The sequence below is a fragment of the Bacillus sp. DB-2 genome (genome assembly GCF_003315125.1).
Taxonomy (GTDB): domain Bacteria; phylum Bacillota; class Bacilli; order Bacillales; family Bacillaceae_G; genus Bacillus_A; species Bacillus_A mycoides.
Genome location: NZ_QNRN01000014.1, coordinates 48,181 through 60,859, shown reverse-complemented (window position 1 = coordinate 60,859; position 12,679 = coordinate 48,181). Strand labels below are relative to the sequence as shown.

The window sequence follows — 12,679 nt, the reverse complement described above, 5'->3', positions numbered from 1 at the left end:
CATAATTGTGTTGTACATATTTTTGAAGCGCCCTGTTGAAATACTTTCCTTTGGAAGTCGATTCTAGATGTTATAAGGTATAACTACGAAAGCTTGAAAATGTCGCTATTCTACAAATCTATTATATCGTACATATACAATAATAACCAAAATAATCTGCCATCTTCTTGTTAGTAGATGCTTTTGTTTTTTCGATGTTTTATGATAAATATGGAGAAAAATACATATAAAGGGGAATTTAATATGGGGCCTATTCAAGAAACATATACAATTGTACGTTATCAATCTGGTACATTTTCAAAACAAACCGATGAGGTTGTTACGGAATCTCCTATTACAATTAAATTAAATAGCGAAGAATACGTAACAATTGTATGCACTCCTAATTACATTGAAGATATGGTAACCGGTTTTTTAATTTCTGAAGGAATTATTTCTTCTTATAAAGATATTGAAGAATTATGGATCCAAAAAGAAAACGGAATTGTCCATGTAAAATCATCAAAAATTAATCCGCTCTATCAAACTTTATATAATAAACGGTACGTAACTTCTTGTTGCGGGAAAAGTAGACAAGGTTTTGTTTTCGTCAACGATGCAGCAAAAGCAAAAAAGTTACATGATATACATATAACTATTACTCCGGAAGAATGTTTTCACCTAATGACTTCCTTACAACAATCTTCAACTACATTTCGCCAAACGGGTGGTGTGCATAATACCGCTTTATGTGATCGAAATAACATTCTTTTATCAAGAATGGATATCGGAAGACATAATGCGCTAGATAAAATATACGGTCATTGTTTACGAAACAATATCTCTGTTCAAGGGAAAATCATTGCGTTTAGCGGACGCATCTCATCTGAAATTTTGTTAAAGGTTTCAAAAATAGGTTGCGAAATTGTTCTATCTAAATCAGCTCCAACTAAACTAGCTCTGCAACTCGCCCACGATTTAGGTATTACCGTAGTAGGATTTATTCGAAATGGATCTTGCAATATTTATACACATCCGGAACGAATCGATGGCTACAAAATAAACGATTGAATACGTAAAAGAAAGTGAAAATTTAATCAGTGGAGGGTTTTCCCTCCCCACTGATTATTAGCCCCACCAATCGGGCTTTTACGGGCAATCCGAATCCCACGAATAATTGGATAAAAATAACTCCTTTACAAAGTGGGAATTTTAGTTATAAAAATGTAACATATTAAAACCTTGAATAGTTAATAAAGTTAATATATAATTTCATTACATAAATAAAACGAAAACATAGTAGCATAATCTTTTCATTCTTTTACAAATTAAGAAAGAATAGTTACAGAATACATTTAACTAAACTTAATCTTACAAAGTTAATGAATTAAATTTGAATCAATCTAGGAGGTTACAACTATGGAAATTCGCTTATTAACAACAGAGGATGCAGAAATTTATTTGAAAGTGTGTATGGAAGGTTTAATGAAAAACCCTGAGGCTTTTAGCTCTTCTTATGAAGATGTTCTTAAACAGGAAAACCCTGTCGCTGCTATGGCAAAGCGATTAAGCAATCCGGATAAGTATACTCTAGGTGTCTTCAAAGATAATGATTTAATCGGTATTGCTACTCTAGAAACAAAGCCATTTATTAAGCAAGAGCATAAGGCAAAAATCGGCTCAGTTTTTGTTTCTCCAAAAGCGCGTGGCCTCGGTGCAGGACGAGCTTTAATTAAAGCGATTATTGAAAATGCCGATAAATTACATGTAGAACAGCTTATGCTTGATGTTGTCGCTGATAACACTGCTGCAAAAAAATTATATGAGTCCCTCGGCTTCCAAACTTACGGTGTGCAAGAACGGTCCTTAAAACATAATGGCCAATATTGGGACGAAGAGCATATGGTTTTATTCTTAAATAATTAACATTTTAATATAATTTTTCAAAAGCATCTTCTTATTAATTAAGATGCTTTTTTCATTACAACAATGTAATCTTCATGTCACCTTTATCGATCGTTCCAATCCTTTCCATTCGTTATACTAAAAATATAAAGTGAAACTTCACTCAGCGAGGAGGATCCGTCTCCCGCTAATTATTAAATGAACGTATAGCATGCAATTGATATGTAGAGGAGAATGTAACATGAAACAAAACAAACAAGCTATCTTTTTAATATTTGCTACAGCAATTGTAACTTCTGGACTGGCAATTCTACCTTGGTTTATTATATAGAACACATTAAAAAAGCTTATTGCTTCTTAAGAAGCAATAAGCTTTTTTTCTATTATAAAATCCCGAAAAATTTATTTACACAACTTATCATAATAAGCATAGATACCGCAACACACATTACAATCGCATTACGATCTTGCTTTTCTTTTTGTAAAAGTTCTACTTTTTTACTCATGTGTACAATCCCCTTTATATTAAAAAAAGTGTGAGATAGGAAATTTTTCTTATCCGATGCGAGGTGAATACGAAAACCCTCTCTATCTCACATACACAATAGAATGGAATTGTCATTTTATAAATAAAATGACATGACGTTATGTCGCAACATAGGGTATTTGTGTCGCTACGTTTTCTATTATAAAAAATAGTTGTGCAAAACTAGTGCATTTTTTATGTCAATTGCCCTGATTGAAAAAATCAGCCATCCATTCAATCACATAAAAAGAGTTTTTTATTATTTTCATGTAAACTATACAAGTAGAATGAATAGTTTGGGGTGCACAAGATTATGGTGAAAATTTTATTAGTAGACGATGAAGAACGTATGTTACGATTGTTAGATCTGTTCTTAAGCCCTCGTGGCTATTTTTGTATGAAAGCTACTTCTGGCCTTGAAGCGCTAGAATTAATCGAACAAAAGGACTTCGATATTATTTTATTAGATGTTATGATGCCGAATATGGATGGGTGGGATACTTGCTATCAAATCCGTCAAATTTCCAACGTTCCAATTATTATGCTAACAGCTCGCAACCAAAATTATGATATGATCAAAGGCCTGACCATGGGAGCAGATGACTATATTACAAAACCATTTGATGAGCATGTATTAGTCGCACGAATTGAGGCCATATTACGCCGTACGAAGAAAGACGGATTTGTTAGCTTCAATGGAATTGAGTGGGATAAAACGAAACATACTGTTACAGTTTATGGTGAAAGAATCTCACTAACTCCTATTGAATTCTCGTTACTTGGACTCTTTTTACAAAATACAAACCGTGCTTACAGCCGTGATGATTTAATTGAAAAAATTTGGGGATATCAAACAGACATCGAATACAGAACTATCGATTCACATATTCGTAATATCCGTGATAAATTACGCAAAAAAGAATTTCCAGTTGAAGATTACTTAGAAACCGTCTATAAAGTCGGATATAAATGGAAAAGTGAATAATTACTTCGGTCAGTGGGGATGGATAAAACCCCACTGATTAAAGTTTCACTTTATATGAAATAAGGTATGGTGAGAAAATGAGCAAACTTTCCCTTAAAGTTGGGACATACTTTTTAATATTAGCTTTATGTATTGAGACAATTGCTTTCGTATCTTTTTATAAAAGTCTTTCAAAAATGCGGGTTGAAGAGGAAACCGTTGCTCTATTAGAGAAAGGCAATCGGTATCGTGACAAAATTGTAAACCGAGCAAAATGGAATGAACATTCTAAACAAACTCCAAACACCGAACGTCCTAAACGCCCTTGGTATCAAGAGTTCACTATCGAGCATGCAGCTGAAGAATTAATTGGATCAGAATTAATTGCTAATACCGATATCACTATCATTATAACTGACAATAACGGCAAAATCATTTCCACCTCAGAACCCGTAACGAAAGAAATGCAAAAACAACTTACTTGTAAAACAGAAACTATTCCTAAAAGTGGGTTGATTGTAGAAAAAAACTGGAAAAAATCGAAATTCATCTCAACAGTAAGCCCACTTGAAATAAATGGATTTCAAGGTAACTTACATATGTTATTAAAAACATCCTTCTTAGAAAATATGCTACTTAAACTCATGGATCAATTCATTATCGTGAGTATTTTAACACTTATTTTAACAACTATTTCTGTCTTTGTTTTTTCTCGTGTTATTACAGAACCGCTTATAAAAATGAAGCGGGCGACAGAAAAAATGTCGAAATTAAATAAGCCGATTCAATTAGGAATTAAACGAAATGATGAACTTGGAAGCTTAGCAAAAACGATTGAAGATTTATCTAGTGAACTTACGTATATGAAAAAAGAACGAAACGAATTTCTCGCTAGTGTAGCCCATGAATTACTAACTCCATTAACCTATATGAAAGGTTATGCAAAGGTAGCAAAAAGAGATTCTCTAACGAAAGAAGAACGTGAAGAATACTTACAAATCATTGAAGACGAAACGGATAGTGTAACTGATCTCGTACAAGATTTATTTATGCTCGTACAATTAGAGCAACATCAATTCGTTATTAAAAAACAAAAAATGCTCCTGAGGCCATTTTTAGAACGCATGGTTGAAAAAACAAAAACAACATTAACGAACAAACAAATGCAAATTCATGTATACTGTAAAAATGATTTAGAAGTTTGTATAGATGAAAGGCGTATGGAACAAGTGATGTTAAATTTATTGCATAATGCTTATCAACATTCGCTAGAAAACACTTCTATAACAATACGTGTACTAGCAGCCAGTGCGAATACTTTTACAATAAGTATACAAGATGAAGGTGAAGGTATTCCTGAAGAAGATATCCCACACATTTTCGATCGCTTTTATCGTGTCGATAAATCTAGAACACGAGCTACAGGTGGAAAAGGTATCGGACTGGCTGTTGCAAAAGAAATTGTAGAACTTCATAATGGTTCTATTGAAGTTAAAAGTGAAGTAGAAGTCGGAACAGAATTTATAATTGAATTACCATTTGAATAATATATGCGTGAAATCACCAGTAGTAGTCAACACTACTGGTGCTATTTTATTTATAAAACCAGCTCATATAAGCTAAGCTTTTGAAATTATTCTTATTTCAATATAAAATATAGGTATAACTGTCAAAGATTTGGAGGGTGATACAATTGGATATCCATGTATTAACAAAAGACGAAGCAGAAATTTACTTAGAACTTCGAGTAGAAGGATTAAAACAAAATCCGGAAGCTTTCAGCTCTTCTTATGAAGATATTATTAATAAAGAGTGTGCTATTGAATATAAAGCCCAAAAATTAGCACAAGATGAGAACTATACGCTAGGTGCATTTAAAGATGGCACTTTAATCGGAGTTGCAACACTGGAAACGAAACCATATGTAAAACAAGAACATAAAGCAAAAATCGGTTCAGTATACGTGTCTCCAAAAGCACGCGGACTTGGAGCGGGAAAATCACTTATTAAAGAATGTCTTGAGCTTGCTAAATCTTTAGAAGTAGAGCAAGTTATGCTTGATGTTGTTGTCGGAAACGATGGTGCAAAAAAACTTTATGAGTCATTAGGCTTTAAGACATTTGGTGTGCAAGAACGTTCATTAAAATATAACGGACAATATTGGGATGAAGAGCATATGGTTCTTTTCCTAGATGAAGAAAAATAATAAAAAAACATCCTCCATTTATGAGGATGTTTTTTTACTTTCTTGTAAACCATGCTGTATATAATAATTGAATGGCCTCTTCAATTTCTTCCTCTAATAAAGTCGCAAATCCAAGCAATACTGTACTTTTGGGAGAAGTCCCTTCCTTATAATATATTGAAGCAGGATACACTTTAATACTCCTTTCAGCTGCAGCTTCCATTAATTCTTTCTCTTCCATCCCATTATGCACTTTTAATAAAATATGTAGGCCGGAATCTTCCCCTATTACTTCAATGCGATTAGAAAAATATTTTTCTAATACAGAAATAAGACGGTCTCTCTTCTTTCGGTACACAACACGCATTTTATGAATATGTTTTTCCCAATGCCCGTCATTTAAAAATTTCCTAATGATCTCTTGATCCATTCTTGAAACGCTTTGTGTGTAAAATAAATATTGCTCTTGATACTGCTTAATGAGGGATTTTGGTAACACCATGTAACTCATCCGTAATGATGGCAATAGCGCTTTAGACAGCGTCCCCATATAAATAACTTTCCCATCTCTATCTAACCCTTGCAGCGCTGGAATCGGCTTTCCTGAATAACGGAATTCACTATCATAATCATCTTCAATAATATATCTTCCTTCATCTTTTTTTGACCATTGTAAGAGCTGCATCCTTCTCGTAATTGGCATAATCATCCCGCAAGGAAACTGATGAGAAGGTGTAACAAACACAATATTAGCTGAACTATTTTCTAACTCTGAAATACAAATACCATCTTTATCTAAAGATAACATTTGAACATTTTGTTCACCCTGCTCGAAAACAACCATCTTTCGGTGGTAGCCTGGATTTTCAACTGCATAACCACTTCCTTTTAACAATTGAAATAACAACTTCACTAATATTTGCGTACCAGCTCCGATTACAATTTGACTAGCCGAACATCGCACACCTCTTGATTCATATATATAGCTCGCTATTTCTTCACGCAAGCTCACTTCACCTTGTGGATGTCCAAGAAAAAGTAATTCTTTATTCTCTAATTGCCATACCTCGTTTGTAATTTTTCGATATACATGAAACGGAAAAGTACTAGTATCCACACCCGTTTGAGTGAAGTCAAATTTATACACCTGCTCTTGAAAAGGTACTTCCCCTATTACCTCTTCGCTACCTTCCACATAAATCATTTGCTCGATTTCACATACAAAATAACCTTTTCTAGAAATCGACTCAATATATCCTTCGGCAAGAAGTTGCTCATAAGCAGCTTCAACTGTATTTTTACTCACTTGTAAATATGTCGCCAGCTTCCTCTTAGCCGGTAATTTCGTAAAGGCCGGAATCGTTCCATCTTTAATCTCTTTTTTTATATACTCATACAATTGTACATACAATGCTGTCTTACTATTTGCACTCAAATTAGGCGTTAGTTCTAACACAACATCTGACCCCTCTCAAAAACACATAACTGATACTTTTTACAGTACCAGAAGTTCTATATAATTCTTTTTATCATGTAACACATTAATAATCAAATACTAGAGAGGAGATGCATGATAATGAACAATGGTAGACGCATCGGACTTATGATGATTATTACAGGAGCTACCCTATGGGGATTATCTGGTCCCATGATTCAGTGGCTATTTCAACATACGAACGTATCATCAATTGATTTTTTAACAATTCGCCTGTTACTCGCAGGAATATTCATTTTGGCTTTCTTGCTTATTACAAAACAAAACATATTTCACATTTGGAAACATCCTAAACACTTTATACAACTTATAATTTTCTCTATTCTTGGCATGCTTGGTGCGCAGTACGCTTTTATCGAAACAGTTCATATTAGTAATGCGGTCACAGCAACACTATTTCAATTTCTAGGTCCTGTTCTTATTACCATTTACGTTGCGTTTGAGCAAAAGAAATTCCCTGCTTCTATGCAAATACTCGCAATTATAACTGCTCTAACAGGGACATACTTTATTATTACAAACGGTTCAATTGAAAATATTGTTTTATCTAAAGCAGCTATTACTTTCGGCCTGTTAACAGCGATTGGTTTTGCGTTTTATACCCTTCATCCGGCTTCTCTTATTAAAGAATGCGGAACAACTATAGTAATTGGCTGGGGGATGTTAATTGGAGGGATCGCACTGCTTATTTGTAATCGTTCTTTTGGATGGAATCAGATTTCGCAAACTTTCACACTTCAAACTTTTTCTATGCTTATTCTTATCATTATAAGTGGCACTCTTTCTTTCCTTCTTTATATCGGGAGTCTTAAATATTTAGCAGCAACAGAAACAAGTATTTTATCTAGCATTGAACCACTTGTAGCTGCCATCGTTTCAATCACCTGGCTTAATGAGTCTTTTGGAGCATATCAATTATTAGGCGGAGTATGTATCGTTCTTTCTGTTATTTTCTTAACAATGCCTCAAAAAGAGAGCGAACCAACCTTTTCAACTGAGCAAATATAAAGTGAAACTTTAATCAGTGGAGGTTTTGTTCATCCCCACTGATTATTAGCCCGCACCAATCGGGCGTTTACGGGCAGTTAATGCGGGATAGAAAATGTCAAAAGAGGTCGTACAAAACTTACGACCTCTTTTTATGATTTAAAGGAATTGTCCCGCCTGCTAGCAAATACAATTACACTAACAATAAAAATTAGGAGTGTGGCACTATGAAAAAAATCGGAACTATGCTACTTTTCTCCTTCCTCATTACTGGCTGCGCGCAAATGCAACCCGATTCAAATGCACCTAAAAAAGAAGTAATAGAAACGTCATCCTCTCAAATTAACGCACCTTCCTTTTTTCACCTTAGTGTCTTAAAAGATGTAAATTGGGAAGAAGCACCATCATTCGTAGAAGGAAAAATACCGTTAAAAGGCATTGAAAGAAAAATTGCAATGGCTGATAGCTCTATTATCGCAAATGAGCAAAATGAAATAATGTGGTTCTTCCTGGATCCTGAAATGCCAACTGGAAAACTATCTATTATCGCGTTAAAACAAGGAACTACAACTCCAACACCAGTACTCTTTCAAAAAGAAACTTCCAAACAAACTTGGACTACTTCAAATACAGTCGATACAACCATAAAGGAACTCCCTCTCGTAATGTCACTACCTTCATCTGGATTATGGGTATTAAACATATATGTGAATGAAAAATATTATGATCAATTTGTAATCAATGCCGAATAAAGTGACAAAACTGAAACACTTCCTTACAACAATGTAATTTCTACGTCACGTACTTCGATAGTTGGATTATCTCTCTTCTCTTATACTTAAAATAAGAAATGAAGCGAGGAGAGATGAGAGATGAAAAAAATGATAGAAGTGATCGTAGCAGTAACTGAGGTTTTAGTAAATGGTAAACAAGTTGCAATGGAATTAAATAAAGTGAAACTTTATTCAGTGGGGGTTTTCCCCATCCCCCGCTGAATATTAGTTGAACCAATCGGGCTTTTACGGGCAGTGGATCTCCCAACTAACTTCCTTGCATCCACTGAATTTTGAGTTGGGAGTCTTACTGCCCGTTAATGTGGGATAAATAATGAAAGGGGCTTGAATAAATTTACACTTCTTCATTATTTTGATTTCTTATCTCAAAAAAAGCAGTGCCTTTTTAAGGCGCTGCTTTTGACTATTTATAACTTGGCATTTTCGTAATTTGCGCCACTCCTGAATCAATGGCTGCTTTCGCTACTACTTCTGCAACACTTGGAACAACTCTTTTATCTAATGGATTTGGAATTACATAATTCGCATTACGCTCTTCGTCCGTAATTATGTTAGCGATCCCATATGCTGCTGCTAATTTCATCTCTTCTGTAATATCAGTCGCGCGTACGTCTAATGCACCACGGAATATACCAGGGAACGCTAATACATTATTTACTTGATTTGAATAATCAGAACGACCAGTTCCAACTACAGCAGCTCCAGCTTCTAATGCATCTTCTGGGAATATTTCTGGAATTGGATTCGCCATTGCAAACACAATCGCTTTCTCATTCATCGTCTGTACAAGTTCTTTCGTTAATACGTTAGGAGCAGATACGCCAATGAAAATATCAGCCTGATGAATCGCTTCTTTTAATGTTCCACGTACATATTCGCGATTTGTCTTCTCTGAAACTTCGATTTGTGCTTCGTTCATCCATGTTTCACCTTCACAAACAATACCTTCTAAACTAACTAACGTAATATGTTTTGCGCCAGCTTTTAATAATAATTTTCCAATTGCAATTCCTGCCGAACCCGCACCGTTAATAACAATTTTCACATCGTCCATTTGTTTACTTACAACTTTTAATGCATTAATAACAGCTGCTAAAACAACAATAGCCGTCCCATGCTGATCATCATGAAATACAGGAATATTCGTTTCTTCTTTTAATCGTTTTTCAATTTCAAAACAGCGTGGTGCTGCAATATCCTCTAAATTAATACCTGCAAATGTAGGCTCTAGATTTTTCACAAGGGTAACGATTTCATCCACATCCGTCGTCCCTAAACATAACGGGAAAGCATCTACATTCGCAAACTTTTTAAATAAAATACTTTTCCCTTCCATAACAGGCATAGCCGCTTTCGGCCCAATATTCCCTAAACCAAGTACTGCTGTTCCATCTGAAACAACTGCAACCATATTCCCTCTTGCTGTATAGTCATACGCTGTTTCTTCATCTGCCGCAATTGCTTTGCAAGACTCCGCTACACCTGGTGTATAAGTCAGGCTTAAATCATCCGCTGTATTTACTTCTACCTTACTTGTAATCTCAATTTTCCCTACTAACTCTTTATGCAATAACAATGATCTTTCATTAATTTGATTTTCTAACATACTTATAATCTCCCCTTAATTTGACAAGCTAGCTATATGAATATAGCTAGCTTGTTTGATCATGAAAACATTGTTAATAAGATTGTCGCTGTTACAACCATTGCTGCCCCGCCTAAACGCGTCGAAATTTGCGCAAATGGCATTAATTCCATACGATTTGAAGCTGATAAAATAGCAACATCTCCAGTTCCACCTAAACCGCTATGACATCCAGTTACAATCGCTGATTCAACTGGATACATTTTCATCACTTTTCCTATAAGAAAACCTGACGCTACCATTGTAAGAACAACCGATGCACAAACAACAACATATCCTACAGAAAGAACTGCCGCTACGTCTTTTAACGGAATATATAGCAATCCTAAACCGACCATTAGCGGCCAAGTTAAATTCTTTGAAATAAATTTATATAAATGGAATGCTCCTTGTTCCATTTTTGCTGGCATTAATTTAAAGTATTTCACAAGTGCCGCTGAGAAAATCATAATGATTGCTCCTGGAATACCGATGAACTTAGAAGCAAATCCTCCAAAGATGAAGAACGTACACGCAATTAATAAACCTGCGCCCATTAATGAGAAGTCAATTGGCTTCTCTGTATTTTGTTCTTTTAATAACTCTGCTTGATTATCTGTTTTCACTAATACACCGTTACCACTAAGCTCAGGTCTCTTCTCACCTAAACGCTTCATATACCCTGCACTCACGATTGCAAACATATTCCCAATAATAGCTGCCGGAATAAGCTGTGATACAAACGTTGCTGATGATTCATTTAAAATATCACTATAAGCTAGCGACAATGGTAAAATCCCTTCCCCGATACCACCACTCACAATTGGTACGATGATAAAGAAAAATGTCTGCTTCATTTCAAATCCAAATAGTGAACCGACTAGTAAGCCCACTGCTACAGAAGCTAACGTCCCTACTACTAAAGGAATAAACATACGAACGAAACCCTGCACTAACACTTTACGGTTCATTCCTAAAATACTTCCAACTACTAAACAAGAAATATATAAATATAAAAAGTTTGATTTTTTCATTAACATAGTCGCAGCTTCCATTGAAGCTGGATTCATCCAGTTAAAAAATACAAGTAACGATGGAATAAATAATGAGAGAATTGCTGGACCACCGATATTTTTTAATATTGGAATTCTCATCCCAATGTCACCTAAGAAAATACCCATGATCATAATAACTGCAAAACCACCAATCATATCTGCTGGTAATTTATTATATACAGATGCTCCATAAATAATAGCAGCCAATACTACATATAACGGTAAAGGTATAACACCGATTTTAACGTTCATAATTTTAGAAGCGAAAGATTCACTTTTCAATTCATTGCCTTCAGAAAATGATACCGCTTCCACATTCTTTTGAATTCCCATATGGCACCCCCTTGTTTTCTTAATAACAATATTAAAACGCTTTCAATAGTAAAAATAGTTTTTGTAAGTTTTGTAACTGGTTTTGTAATTAAAAAAAGTATAAGCGACCTATAATAAGTCGCTTATACGTAAAAGTCTATTTTATTCCGGTCAATACACCTTAATTTACTCACCGGTCTTCCCACATTTTGATACACCATTTCATTCTCTAATACTCCGATTTCAGTCAAAAACATTACATACTTTCGAATAGAAACTCTCGAGACCCCTACTAATTGCGCCATTTCATCAGTTGTAAATGCTTGTCCATTAAGCGATGCGATTTTCTGCCAAATGAGTTGCAATGTTTGCTTTGTTAATCCTTTCGGAAGCTCTTTAGTGACAGTTGGCTCTCTTCTTTCTTTTTGCAAAATTAATGAATCTAATTCCGATTGACTAATTTTTTGTTGTTCTTTCATGAAAGTAAATTTTTCTCGATATACAGTTAACGCCTCTTTAAATCGTTCAAATGTAAAGGGTTTAATTAAATAATCTACAACCCCGTATTGTAATGCTTTTTTGATACTTCCCATATCATGCACAGCTGAAATCATCATAATATCAATTTCTTTTTCTTGATTTCGAATATACATTAACAGCTCAAATCCAGTCTCCTCAGGCATAAAAATATCAAGTAATATGAAGTCTACCCGTGACTTCTCTAATACTTCTATCGCTTCTTTAACTGAGTTAACTGCATGAACAAGTTCAAATCCTCCCACTTGCTCTAAATAATGCGTATTTAACATCGCAACCATCGGATCATCTTCTACAATTAAAACTTTAATCATCT

General features: G+C 34.6%; 13 protein-coding genes. 8 read left to right on the top strand and 5 right to left on the bottom strand.

The annotated features are described in order from the left end of the window. Positions 1 to 243 precede the first annotated feature (243 nt). Both fdhD and DET63_RS22250 read left to right on the top strand, forming a co-directional pair. On the top strand, positions 244 to 1,050 hold the full coding sequence (fdhD, locus tag DET63_RS22255; RefSeq protein ID WP_033727980.1) for a formate dehydrogenase accessory sulfurtransferase FdhD: 807 nt from the start codon (positions 244 to 246) through the stop codon (positions 1,048 to 1,050). 348 nt (positions 1,051 to 1,398) lie between these two features. Beyond that, entirely contained in the window at positions 1,399 to 1,905 is a 507-nt protein-coding gene (locus DET63_RS22250) for a GNAT family N-acetyltransferase (protein WP_002010444.1), read from the top strand. A gap of 362 nt (positions 1,906 to 2,267) precedes the next feature. Here DET63_RS22250 and DET63_RS30800 read toward each other — a convergent pair whose 3' ends face one another. Next, a complete protein-coding gene (locus DET63_RS30800; protein WP_002010441.1) occupies positions 2,268 to 2,390 on the bottom strand; it encodes a hypothetical protein in 123 nt (40 codons plus the stop codon). 333 nt (positions 2,391 to 2,723) lie between these two features. On the opposite strand from DET63_RS30800, the gene DET63_RS22245 reads away from it, so the two are divergent. The 3 genes from DET63_RS22245 to DET63_RS22235 all read left to right on the top strand — a co-directional run bounded on the left by DET63_RS22245 (position 2,724) and on the right by DET63_RS22235 (position 5,580). Continuing rightward, on the top strand, positions 2,724 to 3,395 hold the full coding sequence (locus DET63_RS22245; protein WP_002134324.1) for a response regulator transcription factor: 672 nt from the start codon (positions 2,724 to 2,726) through the stop codon (positions 3,393 to 3,395). Between the two features lie 77 nt (positions 3,396 to 3,472). Further along, positions 3,473 to 4,921, top strand: a complete 1,449-nt coding sequence (locus DET63_RS22240; RefSeq protein WP_002134322.1) for a sensor histidine kinase — start codon at positions 3,473 to 3,475, stop codon at positions 4,919 to 4,921. Positions 4,922 to 5,067: 146 nt separating this feature from the next. Then, positions 5,068 to 5,580, top strand: a complete 513-nt coding sequence (locus tag DET63_RS22235) for a GNAT family N-acetyltransferase (RefSeq protein WP_113937874.1) — start codon at positions 5,068 to 5,070, stop codon at positions 5,578 to 5,580. A 34-nt stretch (positions 5,581 to 5,614) separates the two neighbouring features. Here the strand turns inward: DET63_RS22235 and pdxR are convergent, their stop codons facing one another. Further along, the gene (gene pdxR, locus DET63_RS22230) at positions 5,615 to 7,015 is read right to left on the bottom strand and encodes a MocR-like pyridoxine biosynthesis transcription factor PdxR (protein WP_113937873.1); all 1,401 of its coding nucleotides are present in this window, start codon (positions 7,013 to 7,015) and stop codon (positions 5,615 to 5,617) included. 120 nt (positions 7,016 to 7,135) lie between these two features. On the opposite strand from pdxR, the gene DET63_RS22225 reads away from it, so the two are divergent. The 3 genes from DET63_RS22225 to DET63_RS30795 all read left to right on the top strand — a co-directional run bounded on the left by DET63_RS22225 (position 7,136) and on the right by DET63_RS30795 (position 9,036). Continuing rightward, positions 7,136 to 8,062: a DMT family transporter gene (locus DET63_RS22225; protein WP_113937872.1), complete on the top strand. Its 927-nt coding sequence runs from the start codon at positions 7,136 to 7,138 to the stop codon at positions 8,060 to 8,062. Positions 8,063 to 8,268: 206 nt separating this feature from the next. Continuing rightward, positions 8,269 to 8,793 (top strand): DUF4871 domain-containing protein, encoded by a 525-nt coding sequence (locus DET63_RS22220; RefSeq protein ID WP_113937871.1) that lies wholly within the window; start codon positions 8,269 to 8,271, stop codon positions 8,791 to 8,793. Between the two features lie 120 nt (positions 8,794 to 8,913). Further along, complete coding sequence (locus DET63_RS30795; protein ID WP_002134312.1) at positions 8,914 to 9,036, top strand: hypothetical protein; 123 nt, start codon at positions 8,914 to 8,916, stop codon at positions 9,034 to 9,036. Positions 9,037 to 9,238: 202 nt separating this feature from the next. On the opposite strand, the gene DET63_RS22215 is transcribed toward DET63_RS30795, so the two are convergent. The 3 genes from DET63_RS22215 to DET63_RS22205 form a co-directional block, all read right to left on the bottom strand. After that, the gene (locus DET63_RS22215; RefSeq protein WP_002134310.1) at positions 9,239 to 10,441 is read right to left on the bottom strand and encodes an NAD(P)-dependent malic enzyme; all 1,203 of its coding nucleotides are present in this window, start codon (positions 10,439 to 10,441) and stop codon (positions 9,239 to 9,241) included. Between the two features lie 59 nt (positions 10,442 to 10,500). Then, positions 10,501 to 11,847: a 2-hydroxycarboxylate transporter family protein gene (locus DET63_RS22210; RefSeq protein ID WP_016093372.1), complete on the bottom strand. Its 1,347-nt coding sequence runs from the start codon at positions 11,845 to 11,847 to the stop codon at positions 10,501 to 10,503. Positions 11,848 to 11,969: 122 nt separating this feature from the next. Next, positions 11,970 to 12,677, bottom strand: coding sequence for a response regulator (locus DET63_RS22205; protein WP_002063727.1), 708 nt, complete (start codon positions 12,675 to 12,677; stop codon positions 11,970 to 11,972). Positions 12,678 to 12,679: the final 2 nt, after the last annotated feature.